Source organism: Paenibacillus sp. PDC88 (assembly GCF_900106725.1).
GTDB lineage: Bacteria > Bacillota > Bacilli > Paenibacillales > Paenibacillaceae > Paenibacillus > Paenibacillus shunpengii.
Window position 1 is genome coordinate 40363 of the sequence record NZ_FNNT01000003.1, and the last position, 23705, is coordinate 64067.

Here is a 23705-nt window from a genome sequence, read left to right on the forward strand (position 1 = left end):
AGAACCCGCATGCCAAATAAATTTAGCTCTGCCGGTTCTTCACCGTATTCATTATTTATTGAATGAAAAAGAATCAAGCGTCTTCGAAAGAGCATTCAGCTGTACTTCCGTTCGATTCGCATCATTCAGTGCTGCGGTTACGGTGTAAGTTATGCCGTCATGCTCAAATACAAGCTGCCTGCCTTGCATGGGAACACCCTTCTCGACTTCATGATAAGTGAACTCGGTCGCCGGTTCTCCTGCAAAGGTCATATTCTTCGTATCCGTCACACGGAAATCCTTGCGGCTCTGGGCTGCTTCAGCATACGATTCACGGAGCTGACTGACGGCCATCTCTACGGAAATCTCCTTATCCACATGAATGGAGAAAAAACCTCCTGTAAACTGATACGCTACAATTGTGGATTCAAATCGGTTCTCCACTGGAGTCCAGTATCTCGGGATATCGAGCGTGTAGCCGTATGTTTTGGAAGTCCGGGTGATCATACTCGACTTATTGACTAAATAAGGATCTTCGCCCAGCTTGCCAAAATTCTCGGAGACGGTATCATAATCAATTTCAAGTGAAGCGAGGATCTCTTCGAACAAGCCCTCATCCCCTGCCGCCGTCTCAGGTACAGCGTATTCCAAATAATAACGATATCCGTTCTCTTGAATCAGCACATTGTATTCTGTAGTCCAGCCATCTCCAAAATCATATTGGAACTGGTTCACCTGAGCATCCTTACCCGCTACGTTCAGCGTGTAGGAATCGACCTCCCGGTGAGCATCCTCCACGAACACATCCCGCATCCACTGATTCAGCTTGTCGCTCCAATCCTTAAGCGATGCGCCTTCCGGCGCCGAAGTCACCTGGAGGGATAAATGCGTCCCTTCCTTACTCTCATAGATCAGGGACTGATTATCCTTGTCCCACTCCGCAGGCACTGACAAGGCAATACCATAATCTTCGTTATACACTGACGTCATGCCATTCTCAACCGTGGACAAATCCTTCATTGTCGTATCCGATATGTTGAATGAAGTGCGGAAAGAATTCAACAGTGAGGCATGCTTTTGCAGATCCTTGTAATTGACAGCCTCATAGTCGGAAAAATAGACTTCATACAGGCGCCCATGATCGTAGTATTGTCTTGCTTCCCAGAACATACCATCTCCATCCTTGGTCACGATGCGGGCATAAGGTGTAACGGCCTCTCCATAGGCTTCACGATCCATCACGGTCTCACCCATATCCTTGGCGTCCTGAACAAGCTGCTGCAGCATATCCTCCGCATCCAGCTCTACTTCCTGATCACTGACCAGCACTTCAAGATAATAGGTGCCTTCGGCGTTCATGAAGCTGGTAAAGTCCTCACTCTCATTGTAGGATCCTCCCACAATCAGTCCGGTTGGATAATTCATAGACCATTCGTAGTAACTGTTCCCTATCTTTGTCTTGCCTATATCGCTATCAATTTCGTTCTCGGGATGTTCCTGAGGAGCTTCAGCACCATTCGCTTTCATACGAATAACCAGCTCACCTTGATCTGACTTATGAAGTGTGGCTCCAATACCTGCAGCTACTGGGCGCAGCGGGACCATAAGCACATCCTTCACCATCTTGGGTGCAGCAGCCATTTCTACTTTTTCCCCATCGATCCAGGCGGTCTTGCTCCCGATGGTGAGTGCAACCGTATGTGGACCATCCATGACTTTGACGACATCTTCTCCGGATAGACGAATCTCGCTATGGAAAGCTTTTTTGAATACCCCTGCCGGAACCATCAGCGTTCCCTGCTCCACATAGGGCTTATGAATCGTTTGCTTCTCTCCATTAATGGTTGCCGTCTGGCTTCCCGTCCTTAGTCTAAGCTCTTCCACAAGATCAGAAGCTGCAGCCGGCTGAACTGCACTGCTTAACACAATGATGCCCGTCAATAGCGCCGTTGTAATGGTACGTACCGTTCTTGTATTCATCGATCTACCTCATCCCATGCTTCGTCTTCAACTGAAACGACCGAATTCTCACCCTGCGTCAATACCAGATATCGAGTTACGATGTCTCCATCTGACTGCATGAGCAGCTTCACTTTCTGGCCAGGCAGATACTTCTTAAGCAGCTCATTAATATCGACAACCGAAGTGACTCGCACCCCATCTATGCTGTACAGCACGTCACCTTCTTGGATTTTGGCCTTCTCTGCTTCATTTGTATGAACACTCGTAACGGTCAAAGGATCATCAGTTGGCAGCCCCACAATGGCCGACCAGCTCTCCTCCAGCGTAAGCCCCAGACTTGCGCGCTTGACTTCGCCATATTTAAAGTAATGATGGATTACATAATGTACCGTCTCCGCAGGGATCGAGAAGCCTGTATTCTCCACTCCAACCGCTGCATACTTCATTGTGTTAATCCCGATCACTTCACCCTTTAGATTTACGAGCGGACCGCCGCTGTTCCCCGGGTTAATGGCTGTGTCGCTTTGAATCAGACGATAGGATGCATTCACTCCCCGATTGAGCCCGCTGACCACACCTACTGTAGCTGAATTCCGCAGGGAAAAAGACACCGGTGTGCCGATCGCAATGACGGTCTCGCCCACCCGCATATGGGAGGAGGAGCTGGCCAGCTTCGCTGTTTTCAACGATTTCGCATTGATCTTAATCAGTGCTAAATCGCTGGTCGGGTCGCTGTAACTGTCAGTGATCTTATAGGTCTTACCATCGGATGTGACTACAACTGCATTGGATAAACCGTCAATGACATGGGCGTTCGTCACTATCCATCCGTTTGATTTGATAATGACACCCGTTCCGTGCGTCAAATTGTAACGATCTGAGCTTCCTCCTTCTGCACCTGCATCCGGGCGTCCTATGATTCCAACAACAGAAGGGGATACGGCCTCGACAACCTCCGGTATTTCATCTTTTGCTGTATAAATGAATGTTCCTGTCTTCGTGTCATATTGACCTGTACCGCCTAACGCTTTAATAAGGTCTTTTGAATTTATGTATATTTGATCATCCTGTAGCTTCGCATTCAGCTTAACACTAGCGCCTTCGATTACTGCCGGGTTAATCGCACTTGCCCCAAGCATAAGGATTGCCATGACAGCAGCTGTTGTCATTTTTGTTCTTACCTTGTTTAGATTGAGATTTGTGTCCTTGTTTCTATCCGTTATTCTATCGTTATTTGCATTTCTAGCTCTAGTTCTATCTATATTATTACGTTCCAAATGGCTTCACCGATTCCTCTCCCAATCTATCATTCTCGTACTCTTATGTGATATTCTGAATCCATACGCCAGCTGCATTCTTTCTTCAAATGAGGATTAAAAAACACCTTCCCTTCGCACAGGGGAAAGTGTTCTGCAAATCTACTTATGTTGTATGTAACCGTCTAGCTCAACCAATGCTTGATCATCGCATAATCCGTAATTAGAAATACGATTAAGCTGACAACACCAAAAGCAATGGCAAACAAATTCTTCTTGGGTGCCTTGATCAGGCGAACAACACCGATGAAGATAATAATGGTAAATAGAATGACGAAGATATCAAATCCATTAAATTTAGAAGTTGTGCCTCCAGCTTCCGCTAATAGCAGCATACATGCGCCCCCTTATGACGAGATATCATATACGTACAAGCGTTTACACCTTCTTATATGTTATCTTCATCGCCCCGGTTTAGCAAGACTTTTCATCCAGAAAATCTAAAATAATCCAATTCAATTCCTATAAATACTTTTCGTATAATTAGTAATGACTTCATCATAATCGGGATACTTATATCCGAAACTTTCTGACACCGCTTTTGAATAATTTCTAAATAACTCATAACAAGTGAATAAAGACTGCCACATTTCCTCATACCCATTCTCCACATAAGTGGACAGGAGTTTTTCCCAATCTTCATCTGGGAGGCAGCGATTTATAAACTTATAGTTCTTCCCTACACTAAAATGATATCCTTGCTCTGATCCAATTTTCCAAGCCATCATTCTCAATAAATTCGGTCTTGCAATCTCGTTCAGATGGTCAATAGCGAATAGGATTTCTTTTCTCCCCAACCCTTTAACCACGTATGTGGAAACCATCCAGAACTCATTACAGCAATCATCGAATTCTCTTGCTGTCGGCTTTTTAATCCAATATTGACGATCATTTGCGATTACTTCGTGTTTAACGAGATTGTCCTTATCAAGCAGCACCTGAACTAAACCATCGCTGTGGGTAAAATAATCGTTAGCCTCGTGGACTGGGATAAGTGTCAGGTCTAACTTATTCCAATCTTCAAATAGGATTAAGTATGAATACCAATTACCTAACTCCGGCGGAAAGAGCTCCATATCTTCGGGTTTTTGCATCATAACCGGTTTCCCGAATACTTGAAGCCACTGATCATTCTCCTTGAAAGAATTCATGTCCGTTACAAAGTATGACAGGTCATAATCTTGGAATAGATCAGGAGGAATATTGGGGTTTGTTCGGGACCCTTCCAAAGTAACCAATCGAATTCGATCATCATTTTTGGCAAAATCGATCAGCTTCTTCATCATCTCTTGTTCATTTCTCACGACAGTCATCCTCCGTTACAACTATTTTTTAGATAGCATGAATAATAGAGAGTTCGATATAACCACGTCGCTCTAATGATGACGGATTACTTTAAAAAAGCTGGAGATGAGATAAATGTATCTCCTCCAGCTCTTCATGCAGCAGCTATGAACGGTTTAACACCAGGGTTTGACTGCGCTCGGTATCCCGTTCCAACACCGGCTTCAGGTATTTACCTGTGTAGGATTCATTCACTTTGACGATTTGCTCTGGAGAACCTGTACCGATAATGGTACCGCCGCCGTCTCCGCCTTCCGGTCCCAAGTCGATAATATGGTCGACCGTCTTGATGACATCCAGATTGTGCTCAATGACAAGCACGGTTTCCCCAGAGTCCACCAGTCGATGAAGTACCGTCAGCAAACGATCAATATCATCCACGTGCAGACCGGTGGTCGGCTCGTCCAAGATATACATCGTCTTACCGGTACTGCGGCGGTACAGCTCAGATGCGAGCTTGACGCGCTGCGCCTCTCCCCCGGATAGTGTTGTTGCCGGCTGTCCGAGCTTGACGTATCCTAAGCCGACATCCAGCAGGGTTTGAATTTTGCGATGAATCTTAGGAATGTTGCGGAAGAATTCCACCGCATCTTCAATCGTCATATCTAGTACTTCAGAAATGTTCTTTTCTTTGTATTTAACCTCTAACGTTTCCCGGTTATAACGTTTCCCTTTGCAGACTTCACAAGGTACATAAACGTCCGGCAGGAAGTGCATCTCGATCTTAATGATTCCATCGCCCTTACACGCCTCACATCTGCCGCCTTTGATGTTAAAGCTGAATCGGCCCTTTTGGTAGCCGCGCAGCTTGGCTTCATTCGTTTGAGAGTACAGATCTCGAATATCATCAAATACACCCGTGTACGTTGCCGGGTTGGATCGAGGTGTACGGCCGATTGGAGATTGATCAATATCAATGACCTTGTCAATATGCTCCAAGCCTTTCATTTCCTTATACTGCCCTGGGCGTACTCTTGCCCGGTTCAAATCCCGTGCCAGTGTTTTGTACAAGATCTCATTCACAAGGGTAGATTTGCCTGAACCGGATACACCAGTAACCGCTGTAAATACACCTAGTGGAATCTTCACATTAATGTTCTTGAGATTGTTCTCCTTCGCACCGCGAATTTCCAGCCAGCGATCATCCGTCTTCCGTCTCTCGGCAGGAACAGGGATAAACTTGCGTCCGCTGAGATAGCTGCCCGTCAATGAATTAGGATCATTCATGACTTCCTGCGGTGTGCCCTGCGATATGATCTGACCGCCATGAATTCCGGCTCCCGGACCGATATCAATAATATAATCCGCTGCCATCATCGTATCCTCGTCATGCTCTACGACAATGAGCGTATTTCCAAGGTCACGCATATGACCCAGTGTTGCAATCAGACGGTCATTGTCACGCTGATGCAGTCCGATGCTTGGCTCATCCAATATATACAATACACCCATGAGACTGGAGCCGATCTGTGTCGCGAGCCGAATACGCTGTGCTTCCCCGCCAGATAATGTTCCAGCAGCTCTGCTCATGGTGAGGTAGTTCAACCCGACGTTTACGAGGAATCCCAGACGACTGTTGATCTCTTTGAGAATCAAATGGGCAATCGCCTGTTCCTTCTCGGAGAGCTGCAAATTGCTGAAGAATTCCATGGCCGCTCCAATGGAGAGATTGGTCACATAAGCCATGTTGTTGCCATTGACAGTAACGGCCAGCACTTCTTTTTTGAGACGATGACCTTTACATGTTCCACACGGCTTCTCGCCCATAAAGCCTTCGATGAACTCACGAATGCCTTCCGAAGCCGTATCACGATACCGGCGCTCCAGATTGGGAATAATCCCTTCAAATACAACATAAGCTTCTTTTCTTTGGCCAAAATCATTCTCATAACGGAAACGGATCTTCTCACCATTCGTCCCTCGAAGGAGCTTGTTCATCTGATCTGGTGACAGCTCGCTGACAGGAACGTTCATCGGAATCTTGTAATGCTCACATACGGAACGTAAAAATTGCGGGTAGTAGTTCGACGTCCCTCCAGCCCAAGCTTCAAATGCACCGCCTTCGATCGACTTGCTGCGATCTGGAACGAGCAGATCAGGATCGACAATCATCTTAGTTCCCAAGCCGTCACAATCCGGACAGGCACCAAATGGACTGTTGAACGAGAACATACGCGGGGAGAGCTCCTCCATGCTGAATCCGCATATCGGACAGGCATAGTTGGAGCTGAATCTCAGCTCTTCTTCTCCAATGATATCAACCAGCAGCTGACCGCCGGATATTTTAAGCGCGGTTTCAATCGAATCGGACAAACGTGACTGAATGTCTTCCTTCACGACGATCCGGTCCACTACGACCTCAATCGTATGCTTCTTGTTCTTCTCAAGCTCAATGTTCTCCGACAAGTCACGGAGCTCGCCATCAATCCTTACCCGTACGAAGCCTTGCTTCGAAATATCTGCCAGCAGACTCTTGTGCTCACCCTTGCGGCCCGAAATAACAGGCGCAAGAATCTGCAGTCTTGTCCGTTCCGGGTAGCCCATGATCCGGTCAACCATCTGCTCTACGGTCTGGGAAGTAATCTCCACACCATGATCCGGGCAATGCGGATGACCAATGCGTGCAAACAATAGACGCAAATAGTCATAAATTTCGGTAACGGTTCCTACCGTTGAGCGCGGATTGCGGCTTGTTGTTTTCTGATCTATCGAAATCGCAGGAGACAGTCCATCTATCGAATCTACGTCGGGCTTCTCCATCTGACCTAGAAACTGACGGGCATATGCGGACAGTGACTCTACATATCTGCGCTGACCTTCGGCATATATCGTATCAAATGCCAGCGATGATTTACCGGATCCGCTCAATCCGGTCAGGACGACAAAACGGTCGCGCGGGATCGTTACATCGATGTTCTTCAGATTGTGCGCCCTTGCGCCTTTAATGATTATACTCTCATTCGCCACACTCTCATCTCCTTAAAAGAACCCTCCTAAATCCTCCCTGAGAGGGAGGACCCCAAAGGGACCTCCCTTTGGAAACCGGAAATTGGCCGAAGTAGTTGGGCTCGTGGTTATTTACAGCTGGGTTGTTGTGCTTGGACCGCATTCGTTCTGGACAACCCATCTGGTTGTCCAGAACATGCTTTACATCCGACGCGTACCGTGAGTGGGATTGCTTCGCTATATCCCACGGGCGGACCATTGCTCTTCGAGCTCGGTCCTTCAAGTGCATGTTGGTGGGATTGCTTCGCATCATCCCACAGGCGGACCATTGCTCTTCGAGCTCGGTCCTTCAAGTGCACGCTCCTGCGTGGGATCGCTTCGCTCCATCCCACGGGCGGACCATTGCTCTCCGAGCTCGGTCCTTCAAGTGCAACTTCCTGCGTGGGATTGCTTCGCTCCATCCCACCGGCGGACCATTGCTCTTCGAGCTCGGTCCTTCAAGTGCGCACTCCTGAGTGGGATCGCTTCGCTCCATCCCACAGGCGGACCATTGCTCTCCGAGCTCGGTCCTTCAAGTGCAACTTCCTGCGTGGGATTGCTTCGCTTCATCCCACAGGCGGACCATTGCTCTCCGAGCTCGGTCCTTCAAGTGCATGTTGGTGGGATTGCTTCGCATCATCCCACAGGCGGACCATTGCTCTTCGAGCGCGGTCCTTCAAGTGCAACTTCCTGCGTGGGATCGCTTCGCTCCATCCCACAGGCGGACCATTGCTCTTCGAGCTCGGTCCTTGTTCTACTAAATTAAACAATATATCAATTTATCAATAAGTATAGCCCTTATGATCAGCTTTCAACGTTATTAAACGAAATACAATTATGAAATTAAAGAGTACAGAAATAGCAACGTACCTTATGCACTCTTTAAGAAGAGAACGACCCCTCGGCCGTTCTCTTCTTATTTTATTCAGCCTTCAATTCAAGCAGGGCGTCACGCAGTTCTGCGGCACGCTCGAACTGCAAATTCTTCGCTGCATCCTTCATTTCAGCCTCAAGACGCTGCATTAACGACTGACGCTCGCGCTTCGACATCTTCTCTGTGCCGCCTGTCAGATAATCGCTCTTCGCCTCGGCCACCTTCGTTGCCTCAATAACCTCACGAATCTTCTTGCGGATGGTCTGTGGTGTGATTCCATGCTCTTCATTATAAGCGACCTGAATCGCACGACGACGTTCCGTCTCCTTAATCGCTTTATCCATGGAGTCCGTAATCTTATCACCATACATGATAACTTTACCTTCACTGTTCCGGGCTGCGCGTCCAATAGTCTGAATAAGTGAGCGTTCAGAACGCAGGAAGCCCTCTTTGTCAGCATCCAATATAGCAACAAGCGATACTTCAGGAAGATCAAGTCCTTCCCGCAGCAGGTTAATTCCGATAAGTACATGGAATGTGCCGAGCCGGAGATCCCTCAGAATGGCCATACGCTCCAGCGTCTTAATATCTGAGTGCATATATCTGACCTTAATGCCGACTTCCTTGAAGTAATCGGTCAGATCCTCTGCCATCTTCTTCGTCAGTGTCGTAACAAGCACGCGCTCATCCTTCTCTACACGGTCCCGAATCTCACCAATCAGATCATCAATCTGACCTTGGGTTGGTCTCACTTCAATGATCGGATCAAGCAGACCTGTTGGACGAATAATCTGCTGAACCATATCTCCTTCGGTATGCTCAATTTCATAAGGACCTGGAGTGGCAGAGACGTATACGAGCTGCTTCGTCTTCTTCTCGAATTCCTCGAACTGCAATGGACGGTTATCCAGTGCGGACGGCAAACGAAATCCGTGCTCTACGAGTACGGTCTTCCGTGCACGGTCACCGTTATACATCGCACGAATTTGGGGCAATGTCACATGCGACTCGTCAATGACAACCAGCATATCGTCAGGGAAATAGTCGAGCAGTGTATACGGTGTAGCTCCTGCTTCTCGGAAGGTCAGCGGTCCAGAATAATTCTCAATCCCGGAGCAGAAGCCGACTTCCTTCATCATCTCAATATCGTATCGCGTCCGCTGTTCCAGACGCTGTGCCTCGAGCAGCTTGCCCTGCTCACGCAGTTCAGCAAGACGCTCCTCAAGCTCACGCTCAATATTAACAAGCGCTACTCTCATCGTCTCCTCACGCGTAACGAAGTGAGATGCCGGAAATATGGCCACATGATCGCGCTCACCGATCAGCTCGCCGGTCAGCACGTCAATCTCTGTGATGCGCTCAACCTCGTCTCCAAAAAGCTCGATTCGCATCGCGTGCTGATCTTTAGATGCCGGAAAAATCTCAATGACATCACCGCGCACACGGAATGTCCCCCGGACAAAATTAAGGTCATTGCGCTGATATTGGATATCCACGAGACGTGACAAAATCTCCTTGCGAGACTTCTCCATCCCTACACGAAGCGACAATAGCATATTGGAATATTCGATCGGAGAACCGAGACCGTAGATACAGGATACACTCGCAACAATAATAACGTCTCGGCGCTCGAACAAAGAACTTGTAGCCGAATGCCGAAGCTTATCAATTTCTTCATTTATACTTGAATCCTTCTCAATGTACGTATCTGAAGAAGGAATATAGGCTTCTGGTTGATAGTAATCGTAATAGCTTACAAAGTAATCTACCGAATTGTTAGGAAAAAACTCCTTGAACTCACTTGCGAGCTGTGCCGCAAGCGTCTTGTTATGTGCAATAACAAGCGTGGGTCTATTTAACTTCGCTATGGTCTGAGCAATGGTAAACGTCTTACCGGTACCTGTAGCACCAAGCAATGTCTGATGCCTCTTCCCTTGCCGGATCCCTTCTACCAGCTCTACAATCGCTTGCGGCTGATCCCCTTGAGGTTCAAATTCCGATACGAGTTCAAATCCTTTATTGCTCATGACAATATCGCTCATTGCCCAACCTCACCTTCATCGTCTAAAATAGTTTTACACCAGGATTATGCAAATTTCGATCTCTCTCGCTAAGAAACTACAAATATCCAGATAGAATGAAGTCATCAATGTACATACTTACACTCAAAAACTTCAAATCAACCTAGATATTGTTGTAAGAACTGCCCATAGCAAGCTGTGCAATATCCTTATATATGTCGAGATTTACCGAAAATATAACATTCGGAAACCATTTTATATCTGTATTGCTTATTTACCTAACATTAAACAAATGAAGTTCCTCAGCCGAAATAAAAAAGAACCCATCTCAAAAAGTGGAATGAAGCTCTTCATCAGGCTGTTTCATCGGCTCTTCGTTCGTGAGTTAAGCAAAAGCATTTATAAGAATGTTTGTTCCCGTTTATTATACTCGGTTCATGTCCTGGATGCAAATATAGAAAGCAAATGAATGGAGGGAATTTTTGATGGATATCGCGACCCTAATCGGCCTTATAGCCGGAGCTGTCGCAATCATTGGAGGATTTTTATGGGAAGGGGGACAAATAACAGGACTATTTCAAGGGACAGCTGCTCTTATCGTCTTCGGCGGTACGATTGCAGCCGTACTTATCAGCTATCCGCTGCACCGGATCCGTACTCTGCCTGCCGGCATTAAACTGGCCTTCAAACCGAATTGGTCTGAAGTGAATGAATGGCTGGAGGATATCGTAGAGATGTCCATGGTTGCAAGACGTGAAGGCGTTCTAGCCCTGGAGCAGAAGGTCGTTGATCACCCTAATGTTTTCTTAAGAGAAGGCATTCAGTTAGTTGTGGATGGAACAGATCAGCCGATCGTCCGTCAGATTATGGAGCTGGATATCGATGCCAAGGAACAGGAGTATGATAACTATGCCAAGCTATTTGAGTCTGCAGGCTCCTATGCGCCTACCATGGGGATTATCGGGACCGTTATGGGACTCATTCAGGTGCTTGGCCATCTGACAGATCCGAGTCAGCTCGGTCCATCGATCGCCGTTGCTTTTATCGCGACCTTATATGGGGTGGCCAGCGCTAACCTGATTTTCTTGCCTATCGCCTCCAAGATCAGAGCCAAGAGCGCAGAGGAAATTATGGGCATGGAAATGATTCTGGAAGGTGTATTGTCAGTACAAAATGGTGATAATGCGCTGCTCGTTCGCAAAAAGCTGAACACTTATATTACCTCACTGCCAAATTCATTAAGCCCGAGGAAGGATGTCATGCATGAGACAGCGGAATAGGCGAACACGGAATGTAAAGTCAGCGCATTCCTCCGGCTCTTCGCATGATCGCTGGATGATCACCTATGCGGATCTCATTACGCTTCTGCTCATTTTCTTCGTGATGATGTATGCGATGAGCCGGCTTGATGCAAACAAGTATGAGGAAGTCACCAGCTCCTTGCAGACTACCTTTCAGAGCTCAAGTGGAATTCTTGACGGAGGAAATGGCGTAATTAACTATCCCTCTGGCCAGAACGGTGAGACAGGCAGTGGAGCAAACCAGCCCGGTTCGAGCGGAGCCGGTTCAGATACGGAACAAGAGGCAGACAGCGGACCTTTGACCGAACGAGAGACTGCCTTCCGTGAGCAAGAAAAAGAGCTTCAGGATCTCATGGCCTTGATCGAAGATTATATAAGAGACCATGAGCTTGAGAATCTTATTTTTGTAGTGGACAAGCCTCAAGGGATCTCCATTACGCTGAGTGAACAATTTCTGTTTCGCACTGGGGATGCAAATTTAATGGAGGGTGCAGGCCCCGTTCTGTCTCAATTAGCCAGCTTGTTTAGGGATCTTGCGACAACCATCTCAATCGAGGGTCACACCGATAATACCCCAGTGACATCGGGCTCCAAATACCGGGACAACTGGGAACTCTCCGGTGAGCGCGCACTCTCTGTGCTTCGTTATTTTATTGAGCAGGAAGGACTGGATCCGAACAGCTTCCAATATGCCGGATATGCGGATAACCGGCCTGCAGCAGAGAATACGACCGCCGCGGGCAGACAACAAAACCGCAGAGTGGAAATTACGGTTCTGCGCCAGCTGCAAAGTGAGTAAAGCTAGATCTCATTTGAATATAAAAAAGTAAAACCTCCACCCTGCTTTATAGGCAGGATGGAGGTTGTTTTTTGTGCAGAGAAGCTTGTGTGTAGATGTTCCCCTTCTCCGGCTTAGCTTATCGCGTGATTGCTTAAAGTAATTTCAGCTTCTATTCCCTCATGCTTCGTGACTGAAAGGATCGGGCGCTGGCTTATCGGTACGATGTGTATCCACCTTCATCCCGACGATCTGAAAGAACGAGGCAGGACGCTCATCGACTGCAAAGCCGGAATCCGGATCCGGCGCAAGCAGTGCTCCGAGCTGGTGATGCTCACCTTCGTATATCGCACGCTGCAGGAATTTACTCTCGCCTTCAATATTGCGTACTTCCAATTTGCAAAATGCAGGGTTCATACGAAGCGCGCTGTGCAGCTCCGCTTGGGAGTTGACATGCTGCCCATTCACTCGGAAGATAACCTCACCCGTCTGGATCCCCAGCTCCTCCGCAGGACTTCCCGGCAATACGGCCAGAACCTGCAGTCCCTGCTTAGGATGTACATAGATTGGGCTGCGATTTTCTTCCTCCGACGAACTGATCCAGCATATCGCTTCGAGACCTAGAAGAGCAAATAACACCGCCACCAGTGACAGCGGATTCCACCACACGGACAAGAGACTCAAGACAAGCAGTATGACTCCATACAGCAGGAGCCGCTTCGTGGTAAGCGCTGATTTGTCTTCAGGCAGCATACTTTTTGTCATTTCACTAAATCCGACAATAAATGGAACAGCAAAAAGCATATACATATCGGCACCGCCGGAAATCAGCGGACTCCACGCTAAATCTGCTCCACTTCCCGAATTGGTGGGCATAAGCAGCATAAGCGGCACCGGTACATAGTACTGCAGCTGATAACCGCCGACAAGCTTGCCCCTCTTCCCTTTAAAATAAACAGGAGAAGCGTTTTGCCGCTGCTGCAGCCTTACGAACAGAGCCTGAGTCAAGTGCAGCACTGCTGCTAGCACCAGCAGCTGAGGAATCGGCAGATCACGGATTGTAGAGACGACGGCTTCGAGGAAGCCTTGAGGCTCCCAGCTGCCAAACAGCTTAAGCACCCATTGTATGATACCGAGTAAACCCACTGCATATACCGCGTTCAGGTATCTGATCCGCAGCAGCATCAGTGTAATCGATGTTACCCATATCACCAGCACAGCCTGTGCTGTCATTTCAATTCCCAGGAATAAATAAACGACAGATACAATAAGACCAATCAGTATACCTGTAAAAATAGCTCGCAGCGTTAACAGCGGCCACCCATTAAGACGTGTGTGAAGCAATCTTCGTTCCAGCATCCCCTGACGACGGTAACTGAGCGCTAATAATACGATGGCTATATAATAAAATGGCTGAGTCAGCAAAGCGATTAATGCATCCACAACAAGCCATAGCCATGTGATGACTTCATTCAAGTTAGCTCACGCCCCCTCATAATTCAACTGCTGCATGCCCTCTCCAGATACTTGATCCAAGTAAAAAAAGAAGGCTGAACAAGCAGCCTTCTTTCATCTGTTTTTCTAATATCGACAAGAAAAACTTATTCTGAACGCTTGATGTTCGGGTCGTTTTTCTCTCTTAATTCGACGCTGCTGAAGAGATCTCCTGCTTCATCTTGGAAACAGCCTGTTTGAGCTGCGTATCGTATGCAGGATCGCCGATTCGCTCAATGAGCGCCGTCTCGAGTGCTGCAGCCGTTTCCTCGTTGATATTTCCGCTCACGCTCAGTCCTTGTGAGCTTTGGAAAGCTTTGACGGCTTCTACGGTCTTATTATCATAATATCCGTCTTTACGATCCGTCTTATATCCGAGACCCTCGAGCATCGTTTGTGCGTTCTTCACGTCCGTGCTGTTGGTATCGTACTTCAATGGAAGATTATCCTTATTGATTGGTGCCACGGAGAAATAATCAGGCTGACTTACACTAATGTCAGGCTCAATTCCTTTCTCATGAATCCAATCACCGTTTGGCGTAAGCCACTTGGCTATCGTAATCTTCACAAGACTTCCGTCACCAAGCTGACGTTCAAAGCTGGTCTGCACCGTTCCTTTACCGAAGGAATGCTCACCGAGCAGTGTCGCTCCAGCAGATTGCTGCAGTGCGCCTGCCAATATTTCAGATGCGCTCGCACTTCCTTTGTTCATCAGGACACTCACCGGGTAATCCTTCGCTGAACCTTTGGACTTATTTGTTTCCCGAGTTCCGTTCTTGTCTTCCACTTGCACGATCAGTTCTCCAGAAGGAACAAACTGCTCTGCAATATCAATGACGACAGACAGTACGCCGCCCGGATTGTTACGAACGTCGATGACAAGCCCCTTCATGTTCTGGCTTTCAAGCTTAGCAAGCTCCTCCTTGAACCGTTCAGCTGTATTCAAAGAGAACTGCGTTATCGTAATGACACCGACACCATCTTCCTTCATCTCCGCATACACGGTCTCCAGATCAATGTCATCTCGTATAATACTGAACTCGAGCGGCTCATTGGATCCAGAACGCTGAACCTGAACCTTGGCTTCGCTGCCCTTCGGTCCACGGATCTTGGAGACGGCATCATTGAGATCAAGCCCCTGCAAAGATTCACCATTGACAGACAGGATCACGTCCTTAGCCCGTATTCCTGCTTTTTCAGCGGGAGAGCCCTTGATCGGTGATACCACTACAACATTGCCATCCTGTGAGGATACCTCTGCGCCAATACCTGTAAATGAACCTTCAATCGATTCTTCGAATTGAGCAGCTGTTTCCTGACCCATGTAATTAGAATAAGGATCTCCGAGGGCCTCCATCATTCCATTAATAGCGCCATCAATTAATTTAGTACGGTCCACATCTTGATAATAGTTAGCCTCGATCAGGTCAAGTGCGGTTTCAATCTTCTGCAGTTCATTCTTCTGATTGCTGCCGGTTACACTGGCAAGCAGCCCTTCTCCGCCCTGGCTGTTCAGCCCCGGGTAATTTACAACAGCGAGTGTAAGCAAGCTTCCACCCAGAAGCGCAAGAACCACCAGCAGTATAGCAGAGCGCTTCTTCATCATGAGCGTCACCGCCCTTTCTATTCCGACTTACTTGCTTTGGATGTAAATAGGATACAAGTTAACTTAGAGCCAGGCTTCATCAGAGGATGAAACCGTCGGCGGCTATGTTACGCCATCCGTTTCATCCTTGGATGAAACCGTCGGCGGCTACGTTACGCCATCCGTTTCATCCTTGGATGAAACCGTCGGCGGCTACGTTACGCCATCCGTTTCATCCTTGGATAAGATAAAACAAGCTCCTTATTTACTTGTATCATATTTCGCTGAAGGATGAAACACTGCACGACTGTGTTGCGCTTATTGTTTCATCCTTGGATGAAACAGCACACGAACGCTTTACGTTGCCTGATTCATCCTCGGATGATTCAGAAAATCGATCGTATATCCGCTGTCTGATTCATCCCCGGATGATTCAGGCAATCGTCTATATGTTCGTTGCCTGATTCATCCCCGGATGATTCAGACAATCGTTCGTATATCCGCTGTCTGAATCATCCCCACACATAAAACCATATACCAGCAAGAGTATATGTAAAGCTTGTACGGAATATGTCCAGAATAGACCTCTGCTTACAAATAATTCATCGGGTTTTGCGTACTTCCATTCACACGAACCTCAAAGTGCAAGTGAGGTCCCGTAGAGTTTCCTGTGGATCCGACTTCGGCAATCTTTTGACCACGGCTTACAGAATCTCCTTCACTCACCTTGATGCCGCCTTCGCGAATGTGTCCATACAGCGTCCATAGTCCATCCCCGTGATCGACCATCACCGTATAGCCATAACCACTGTACCATTCTGCCATAATAACTACGCCATCTTCAGCGGCATAAATGCTTGTACCTTGAGGGGCAGCAAAGTCAGTACCCGTATGCATCTTACCAACCACACCTGTGATTGGGTGAACACGCGGTCCATAGCCTGAGGAGATACGCGCGCCTGAGATCGGCATTCCCAGCACACCGCTGCCGCTGGAAGACATGGTTTCACTTGAGCTAGAGCTAGAACCAGAAGAGCTGGAGCTGGAGTTCGAGCTGGCTACTTTCTTCTGAGCAGCCTTTCTTGCTGCTTCTTCCGCTGCCGCCTTCGCTCTTGCCGCTGCTGCCGCCTGCTCTGCCTTGAGCTTGTTCTTCTCTTGAACCAGTGCTGAACGTTTCGATGCGATCTCTACGAGCATGCGATCCTGTTCCTCGCTAAGCTCGCCATGCACATGGATTTCTTCCTCATAACCTGCAATGAGCGTCTGTTTCTCTTGCTCTTTACTATCCAGCTCTGCCTTGCGTTCTTTTTTCTCAGCATATAGACGTTTATGTTCTGCATACTGCTGTTCGAGTTCTGCCTTCTTGTCTACAACAAGCTGCTTATCTTTCTTGTGTTCAACGAGCAGATTCTGATCCTGATCCACGATCATCTTCAGTGAATCTGCACGCTCCAGAAAATCGGAAATGCTTGTAGAAGCCAGCAATACATCCAGATAGGAAACTGTTCCATCTGTGTACATCAGACGAACACGCGATTCGAGCAGCTCCTCGCGGGCTGCAATTCTCTCTTCTGCTGCCTGCAGTTCCTTCTTCGTGTTCCGCAAATTCTCTTCCGTAGTTTCAATGCGGTAAGACACGGTCGCCAGCTCATTACTTACGGCTTCAATTTGTTCCATAATAGCTTCGAGATAGGCTTCTTGCTTCTGCTTGTAGTGTTCTGCTTCCTGCTTCTTCTGTTCCGCCTTCTGTTGCTGTGACTTCGCAGATTCGGACTGCTGTTCCAGCTGATCCAGCTCTTTATCAATATCGCTGATGCTTGATGCAGCGATTCCGTATCCAGGACTAAGCACTGTGGCTGTAAGTAAACTTAACGCTATTGCAGTGGCCGTCTTTTTCAAGTTCGTTTCCCATCCTTCTTCGTAAGTATTTTATATATCAATCCATGACGAGTTATGTTCTTACTTAAGGGCTGCCCGATAAGGACAGCCACATGATTATACGAAACTACAAACTACTAAAACTATGAAAACCTTACACTTTCAAAGATTTACGAATAGACAACGTGCTTCCCAGGATGCCCACGAGCATTCCCATAAGGAGCAGTGATCCGCCAAACCAAGTCCATATACTGGACAATGGCACCAGATCAAGCATCTGGATGATAATATCTTGTTGAATTGAGTTCAGCAGCTGGTTGTATCCGATAAATAGTATAGCGATCGTAATAATAGATCCAATGAATCCAATCAAGGCCCCTTCAACAAAGAACGGCCAGCGGATAAAGGAGTTTGTTGCTCCTACCAGCTTCATGATGCTGATCTCCCGGCGTCGTGCCAGGATCGTTACGCGAATCGTGTTCGAGATCAAAAACATGGACATGAGTGCAAGACCTGCTACAAAAACAACGCCGATCGTCCGGATCAGACGAGTGATCTTGAACAGTGTCTCCACCGTGTCTTCTCCATAGTTCACTTTCATAATGGGCTGCTCTGGGTATTCCTCGTTCAGCGCTTCAATCTTTTCAGCTACAAAGCTGACTGTGCTCGGATCAATAACCTCTACCCTGAGCGTATCCGGGAGAGGATTGTTATCCTCGTCGAAGCCTTCAAGCAGCTCCTGACCATCTTCTCCAAGCTCTTCTTTAAAATCTGCCAAGCCTTGCTCTTTAGGAACAAATTCAATCTTGCTCACTTCCGGCATGGCTCCAATCTCGTCCTGAAGCTTACCGCGCAGCGCCTCATCTACATTAAGCTGCAGGAATGTACTGATCTCCACTTGGTCATCTGCCTGATCCGCCATGGAATTGACGTTCACCACGAGCAGAACGAACACGCCCAGAATCAACAATGAGACAATAATCGACGTAATAGATGCTATGGACATCCAGCCGTTACGGAATAGGCTCTTGAACCCTTCCCGCATATGGCGCAAGAAGGTACTAAAATTCATAGCCGTATTCCCCTCTCATTTCGTCTCGGACGATATGTCCCTGCTCAATGGCAATAACCCGCTTACGCATGGTATTTACAATATCCCGGTTATGGGTTGCCATCACGATTGTTGTTCCTCGGAAATTGATTTCATCCAGCAGCTGCATAATTCCCCATGACGTCTCCGGGTCAAGGTTACCCGTAGGCTCGTCCGCGATGATGACAGACGGATTGTTCACGATCGCCCTTGCGATCGCAATACGCTGCTGCTCCCCGCCTGACAGCTGGTTCGGCTCGCGGTCTGCCTTGTTCTTAAGACCGACAAGATCCAGGGCTTCCATAACCCGCTTCTTAATCTGTTTCTTCGGTGCTTCAACAACCTCCATTGCGAATGCGACATTCTCATACGCCGTCATCTTCGGCAGAAGTCTGAAATCCTGAAAAATAACGCCGATATTACGCCGAACATAAGGGATTTTGCGATGCTTCAGCTTACCGATATTAAATCCGTTAACTGAAATCTGTCCTTTTGTCGGAACTTCTTCTCTGTAAATGAGCTTCATAAATGTCGATTTCCCCGCACCAGACGGTCCGACAATATAAACGAATTCGTTGCGGTCGATCTTTACCGACACACCTTGCAAGGCATGTGCCCCATTCGGATAGGTCTTCCACACGTCCTGTAATTCAATCACATGATCACTTCCCGTTGCATAGTAGCCTTTATCATTTCGACACTTTCCATTGATTTCCTTTAAAATCTCTCGAATTTCATCAAGATGTTTCCCATTGTAACAAATTTGTTACCTTTTGAGTAGCCGAAAGATTTCCGCTTCCGGAACATATACATGTAAAGTGTTTGTAATCCGGGGAAACAAGAAGCAGGAAAGGAGTTACCCATGAAAAAAATTCACACTTTCGCCATCATTTCTGTGCTATTTGCCCTCTTTTTCACCACCCTTTTGGTGTGGATTTATATGTATACTCATCAAGTGAAGCTCCCGTCAAAAGTAACCATCTCCGGCTGGGCTGTCGGCGGCCAAGATATCCCTTCAGTAATTCGTGAGCTTGATCAGAAGCTCCAGGCATTAGAAGACCTGCCTCTACAGCTTAAGGAAGGCAATCGTACCCTATCCACCCCCAAGCTGACACTTCAGCATGCCGGAGTGAGGTATAACGCGAATGAGTTTAAACAGGCCGCAGCTGGGCTGACCGAAGGAAACATGGTTCAAAGACTCCTCAACCGACTTCGTTTTCAAAAAGACTGGAACATCTCCTACAGCTATGATCGTGCTAAATTGCAAAGCTATCTGTCTCCTGCCTGGGAACAATCTGAATTTGGTGAAATGATCCCTGCTAAGGTCCATATTACGAAGCTGGATGAGATCGAGTTTATACCTGAGCACAGCGCGAACAGGATTCACTGGACGGAGATGACCCGGCGCATAGAACATGCTGTCCCGAGCGATTTCACACGACTTATGAATCCAATAGAACCCAGACCTACTATTGTTATCGACCTTCCCCTCCAAGTGATGAACCCCTCGGTAACAATTGACTCTCTTAGACAGTCTGGCATTCAGCGAAAAATCATTCAAGTCTCTACCCCACTCGGCACGAGCGGAGAAGGAAGAACCTACAACGTCACGGCTGCCGCCAAAGCGGTGGATGGTATGATACTTAAGCCGGGAGAGGAGCTCAACTATGGACAAATTGTCAAGAAGGCAGAGAAGGACAGCGGCTTCAAGGAAGCCCCTGTCATTGTAGGCGGAGAGCTTGTTCCAGGTATCGGCGGGGGCATCTGCCAGGTCTCAAGCACCCTCTATAATGCGGCACTCAGAACAGGGCTTCACATTGTGGAACGGAGAAATCATTCACTGCCGGTCAGTTATATGCCCAAAGGCCTCGATGCTACGTTCGCGACGGACTACATCAATTTCAGATTCAAGAATACTACGGGCAAATCGCTGCTGATCAAAGCAGAGATTAAGAATCGCGAGCTGGTTGTAAAGTTTTTTGGAACCATGCCGGAGAATGTAACCTATGAGCTCGAAACACTTCTCCTTGAAACACTCCCTGCACCCACAGAGTTTACGAATGACTCCTCTCTGCCGGTAAATACGCAGGCCGTAGTCCAAGAAGGAGCACCCGGATATATTGTGGAGACCTATCAGATTAAACGAATCGATGGCGATATCGTCTCCCGCACTCTGATCTCCAAGGACACCTATCGTCCACAAGCGCGTCTAATTGCAGCCAATCCAGACAACCCTTCCTCTGAGACAGAAGACCGCTCAGAACCTGCGCCATTTGACCCTGCTCCTCCGGTCGAGGACGGTATACGTACACAGGGAGCCATCGGAAATTGATGTTGATTTGTGAGCTGCAGGAGCTTCTGCCCTATTTTGAAGCCTTTTAAAAAAACAAAAAAACTCATGGGCCTGTAAGATACAGGTTCATGAGTCCATGAGTCTTCAGTTCCTGAGCGCTTTTAGTTCTTGAGTTCATTGCATCCTATTTTTAGCGACGCAAGCTCTTGTCTACCTTCGCAGTGGGATGCTCCTTGTATTTCTCCGTATATTCAACCAGCCCGATCCGGCAGCCTGGACCAATCGTGACTCGCCGTCCTCGCACAACCTTTGCCTCCACATGCTCAAGCCTGATGTTATCACCCTCAATCAGATCAGCCGACAGGGTCTTGTTGACTCCCTTACTAAGGAAGCGCGGAAACCAGGATAAAAACGCCTGCCCAACATCAATCTGTGCCCCGCATAATTCCCTTACACGACTCGGACCATTCAGTTTAATTCCAATATGCTCCGCGTTCACGGCTCCTTCTGCCCTAATCACACCTCGTATGCGCACTTCTTCAGAGGTACAGTCCCCGTGAATTTGCAGCTGTCCTGAGCATTTCAGCTTCTCACCGCGAAGATTCTGTCCTACTTTCATTGCCCCGAGCAGCTTCATATGACGAATCTGCAATGTTCCATCTACACGAAGCTCCCCCAGCGTTGATGCGGAATCACCGGATAATCCGCCTTTTATACGCACATTTCCCAAGAGTTTGAATGAGGATGCATCTAATTGCCCTTGTACAGAGGCGTCCCCCATACAACGAAACAGCTCGCAGCTCGCATCCCCGTCAATTCGGCCTTGACCCATAATGCTTATTTTTCGAAATGATCCTCCAGCTGACTCCCCTTCGCCAATCATTCTAACGTCACTTTTCCAATCGCTGTTAAGCTCACGGTTACCTGTAATCACAACAATTCACCCCTTTACGTTTGAATGTAGCGATCGACCACCGTATCCTCATCCTGATGATAGGATTCCTTATACTCCACAAGACCGATCTGGCACCCTGGGCCAATAACCACTCGATTGCCCCTAACCGTTTGAGCATAGGTCTGCTCCAAGTAGATGTCGTCTCCTTCAATCACTTTGGCTTTCAGCTTAGGCGCGAGTCCTGGCACGAAACCATCGAGAAGCTTTACCTTCCGGTCACGGCGCACATGAATGCGTTCCCCGCCAATTTCCTCCGCCTCACAGCCCAGAAGCAGTTTAATATCAACATCACCTGCGTTCAGCAGCCCATGGATCTTGAAGCCGCCCTGTACCTCGAACTTCTCGCATTCCACATCCCGGTCTGCTGACAGGGTTCCTGCTACTTCTACGCTGCTGGCAATGAGTTTGCCGCCTACGTTAGCTTTGCCGTTGACGACAAGCGATTCTGTATCCAGCTGTCCTCTAATCGAAAAGACACCATCCACTCGAGTTCGGTCAGCTCCCACATTCCCTTTTGCTTTACTTGTGCCGTTAACGATGATTTCTTCTGCAGAGATGTCACCATTCACCGTTGATAGCCCGTTCACGAAGTAGCGATTACATTTGAGAGCACCATTCAAACTTGCGGTTCCGTTCACTTCATAACTGATACAGTCGATATCACTGGAAAATTTGGCCATCCCATCTGCTCTGACATGCTGGTAGATCCCCCCTGAAGTACTGCAAATTCCCGCAATATTCCGATTCCGTCTCTCTGCTTCACTCATAGCGATAACCTCCAGATCGATTTAAATGCACCTTCAGCTGTTCTATATAAACTGCAATTGGTAACCTCAGAACTTCCTTAACGCCTATATCGTAATATATTCCGCTTCCTGCACTGACCATCACAAGAATCGGCACGCCCATTTTGCGGATCAGAATGATGTCACAGCCCTTATCCTCGAACTTCCTGTATTCATGATGAAACGTACGAATGAGAAGCGCTCCCTCATCTCGGGTCATTTGTCCACTGGACAAAGCCTGATCCAGAACATAAAGGCAAAGTAGCTGCTCGAACTCCAGCTGCTCTGTCTCATGAAGCTCCGCTTGCTCTAAGTACAATTGCATGGTGATCGGTGTAACCAGCTGTCTATGCATAATTTCTTCCTGTGTCAGAAGAAGCGTGCTGACCGATGGAGAGAACACATCTGCGAGCTCATCCAGAGATAGATCATCTTTCATGTTTTTTATTTTGTGAATTCGTGATAAGATGCTCTCCCTGGGGAAAAACGTCTCCTGACCCGTAAAGGAAGATCTGCGAATGAACCAATCCTCCGGAATTAAATTCTTCCGCTTCCATCGGTATAACTGTCCATATGAAATACCGGTGATCTCCAGCAGATCTTTCTTCGATATCAAGTCCTCCTGCATGTGAAATCAACCTCCTGAACACAATGTAACATAACATTGTTACGCTGTAAATGAAATAGAGCATCACATTTTCCTTAAAGGCGGTAAGTTCCCTGCGGAATAGGCTTTCTAAGCGTCGGATACCCGTGAATAACATGCTCACCCTTCTTCATTCTATCCACATTTTCATGCAGAAAAAGGATAATGTCTCTACCTGTCTGTGAGTAATGTGTATAGATATGTGCATAAACGTGAAAAAAATGTCGTTATTTCGTGCACGCTGTGTATAACACAATGTTATGCACATGAAAACGCATGATTTTATCCTGATCCAGAATGAGACTTCAAAATACATTCATTCTCACCGGAAAAGTTATCAACATTTTGGTATCTGTTGATAACTTTTCGTTCAGCGCTCACGCAATATACAAGACGAAGACCGCCATCAAGCCCCTTTT

Annotated in this window: 18 protein-coding genes; 3 read left to right on the forward strand and 15 right to left on the reverse strand. The window is 47.5% G+C overall.

The genetic code is table 11. The features are described 5' to 3' along the window. Positions 1–51: 51 nt before the first annotated feature. The 7 genes from BLW49_RS10815 to uvrB all read right to left on the reverse strand — a co-directional run bounded on the left by BLW49_RS10815 (position 52) and on the right by uvrB (position 10502). Positions 52–1959 (reverse strand): stalk domain-containing protein, encoded by a 1908-nt coding sequence (locus tag BLW49_RS10815; RefSeq protein ID WP_090724610.1) that lies wholly within the window; start codon positions 1957–1959, stop codon positions 52–54. Continuing rightward, positions 1956–3110 (reverse strand): S1C family serine protease, encoded by a 1155-nt coding sequence (locus tag BLW49_RS10820; protein WP_371264549.1) that lies wholly within the window; start codon positions 3108–3110, stop codon positions 1956–1958. The genes BLW49_RS10815 and BLW49_RS10820 overlap by 4 nt, the downstream gene beginning before the upstream one ends. Positions 3111–3382: 272 nt before the next feature. After that, complete coding sequence (locus tag BLW49_RS10825) at positions 3383–3592, reverse strand: hypothetical protein (protein WP_170862559.1); 210 nt, start codon at positions 3590–3592, stop codon at positions 3383–3385. Positions 3593–3712: 120 nt separating this feature from the next. Further along, entirely contained in the window at positions 3713–4561 is an 849-nt protein-coding gene (gene ant(6) / locus BLW49_RS10830) for an aminoglycoside 6-adenylyltransferase (protein WP_090724611.1), read from the reverse strand. A gap of 145 nt (positions 4562–4706) precedes the next feature. Next, complete coding sequence (gene uvrA, locus BLW49_RS10835; RefSeq protein ID WP_090724613.1) at positions 4707–7568, reverse strand: excinuclease ABC subunit UvrA; 2862 nt, start codon at positions 7566–7568, stop codon at positions 4707–4709. 107 nt (positions 7569–7675) lie between these two features. After that, positions 7676–8008, reverse strand: a complete 333-nt coding sequence (locus BLW49_RS10840; RefSeq protein WP_090724614.1) for a hypothetical protein — start codon at positions 8006–8008, stop codon at positions 7676–7678. Between the two features lie 499 nt (positions 8009–8507). Next, entirely contained in the window at positions 8508–10502 is a 1995-nt protein-coding gene (uvrB, locus tag BLW49_RS10845) for an excinuclease ABC subunit UvrB (protein ID WP_090724616.1), read from the reverse strand. A gap of 464 nt (positions 10503–10966) precedes the next feature. Here uvrB and BLW49_RS10850 point away from each other — a divergent pair, with 464 nt between their 5' ends. Both BLW49_RS10850 and BLW49_RS10855 read left to right on the forward strand, forming a co-directional pair. Beyond that, positions 10967–11761: a flagellar motor protein gene (locus BLW49_RS10850; RefSeq protein ID WP_090724617.1), complete on the forward strand. Its 795-nt coding sequence runs from the start codon at positions 10967–10969 to the stop codon at positions 11759–11761. Then, complete coding sequence (locus tag BLW49_RS10855) at positions 11745–12581, forward strand: flagellar motor protein MotB (protein WP_090724619.1); 837 nt, start codon at positions 11745–11747, stop codon at positions 12579–12581. The genes BLW49_RS10850 and BLW49_RS10855 overlap by 17 nt, the downstream gene beginning before the upstream one ends. Before the next feature lie 159 nt (positions 12582–12740). On the opposite strand, the gene BLW49_RS10860 is transcribed toward BLW49_RS10855, so the two are convergent. From BLW49_RS10860 to ftsE, 5 genes are all read right to left on the reverse strand, one after another. Continuing rightward, entirely contained in the window at positions 12741–14036 is a 1296-nt protein-coding gene (locus tag BLW49_RS10860; protein ID WP_090724620.1) for a PDZ domain-containing protein, read from the reverse strand. A gap of 163 nt (positions 14037–14199) precedes the next feature. Then, positions 14200–15660: a S41 family peptidase gene (locus BLW49_RS10865; RefSeq protein WP_090724622.1), complete on the reverse strand. Its 1461-nt coding sequence runs from the start codon at positions 15658–15660 to the stop codon at positions 14200–14202. A 570-nt stretch (positions 15661–16230) separates the two neighbouring features. Further along, on the reverse strand, positions 16231–17538 hold the full coding sequence (locus BLW49_RS10870) for a murein hydrolase activator EnvC family protein (protein WP_090724624.1): 1308 nt from the start codon (positions 17536–17538) through the stop codon (positions 16231–16233). A 133-nt stretch (positions 17539–17671) separates the two neighbouring features. Beyond that, complete coding sequence (gene ftsX, locus BLW49_RS10875) at positions 17672–18589, reverse strand: permease-like cell division protein FtsX (RefSeq protein WP_076314548.1); 918 nt, start codon at positions 18587–18589, stop codon at positions 17672–17674. Next, on the reverse strand, positions 18579–19265 hold the full coding sequence (ftsE, locus tag BLW49_RS10880) for a cell division ATP-binding protein FtsE (RefSeq protein WP_047912341.1): 687 nt from the start codon (positions 19263–19265) through the stop codon (positions 18579–18581). Before ftsE ends, ftsX begins: the two co-directional genes overlap by 11 nt. 204 nt (positions 19266–19469) lie before the next feature. On the opposite strand from ftsE, the gene BLW49_RS10885 reads away from it, so the two are divergent. Continuing rightward, positions 19470–20939 (forward strand): VanW family protein, encoded by a 1470-nt coding sequence (locus BLW49_RS10885; RefSeq protein ID WP_090724626.1) that lies wholly within the window; start codon positions 19470–19472, stop codon positions 20937–20939. 151 nt (positions 20940–21090) lie between these two features. Here the strand turns inward: BLW49_RS10885 and BLW49_RS10890 are convergent, their stop codons facing one another. From BLW49_RS10890 to BLW49_RS10900, 3 genes are read right to left on the reverse strand one after another with little or no spacing between them, the layout of a single operon-like run. Continuing rightward, complete coding sequence (locus tag BLW49_RS10890; protein WP_090724627.1) at positions 21091–21834, reverse strand: hypothetical protein; 744 nt, start codon at positions 21832–21834, stop codon at positions 21091–21093. 14 nt (positions 21835–21848) lie between these two features. Then, a complete protein-coding gene (locus BLW49_RS10895) occupies positions 21849–22622 on the reverse strand; it encodes a hypothetical protein (protein WP_090724629.1) in 774 nt (257 codons plus the stop codon). Then, on the reverse strand, positions 22615–23268 hold the full coding sequence (locus tag BLW49_RS10900; RefSeq protein ID WP_090724630.1) for a YhbD family protein: 654 nt from the start codon (positions 23266–23268) through the stop codon (positions 22615–22617). The genes BLW49_RS10895 and BLW49_RS10900 overlap by 8 nt, the downstream gene beginning before the upstream one ends. Between the last annotated feature and the right edge of the window lie 437 nt (positions 23269–23705).

Bases quoted from the DNA above. Each gene is read 5' to 3' on its own strand.
- ftsX (WP_076314548.1), bottom strand. From the start codon at position 18,589: ATGAATTTTAGTACCTTCTTGCGCCATATGCGGGAAGGGTTCAAGAGC.
- BLW49_RS10885 (WP_090724626.1), top strand. From the start codon at position 19,470: ATGAAAAAAATTCACACTTTCGCCATCATTTCTGTGCTATTTGCCCTC.
- BLW49_RS10855 (WP_090724619.1), top strand. From the start codon at position 11,745: ATGAGACAGCGGAATAGGCGAACACGGAATGTAAAGTCAGCGCATTCC.
- BLW49_RS10820 (WP_371264549.1), bottom strand. From the start codon at position 3,110: ATGACAACAGCTGCTGTCATGGCAATCCTTATGCTTGGGGCAAGTGCG.
- BLW49_RS10900 (WP_090724630.1), bottom strand. From the start codon at position 23,268: ATGCAGGAGGACTTGATATCGAAGAAAGATCTGCTGGAGATCACCGGT.
- uvrB (WP_090724616.1), bottom strand. From the start codon at position 10,502: ATGAGCGATATTGTCATGAGCAATAAAGGATTTGAACTCGTATCGGAA.
- BLW49_RS10815 (WP_090724610.1), bottom strand. From the start codon at position 1,959: ATGAATACAAGAACGGTACGTACCATTACAACGGCGCTATTGACGGGC.
- BLW49_RS10895 (WP_090724629.1), bottom strand. From the start codon at position 22,622: ATGAGTGAAGCAGAGAGACGGAATCGGAATATTGCGGGAATTTGCAGT.
- BLW49_RS10825 (WP_170862559.1), bottom strand. From the start codon at position 3,592: ATGCTGCTATTAGCGGAAGCTGGAGGCACAACTTCTAAATTTAATGGA.
- BLW49_RS10840 (WP_090724614.1), bottom strand. From the start codon at position 8,008: ATGGAGCGAAGCAATCCCACGCAGGAAGTTGCACTTGAAGGACCGAGC.
- BLW49_RS10865 (WP_090724622.1), bottom strand. From the start codon at position 15,660: ATGATGAAGAAGCGCTCTGCTATACTGCTGGTGGTTCTTGCGCTTCTG.
- BLW49_RS10850 (WP_090724617.1), top strand. From the start codon at position 10,967: ATGGATATCGCGACCCTAATCGGCCTTATAGCCGGAGCTGTCGCAATC.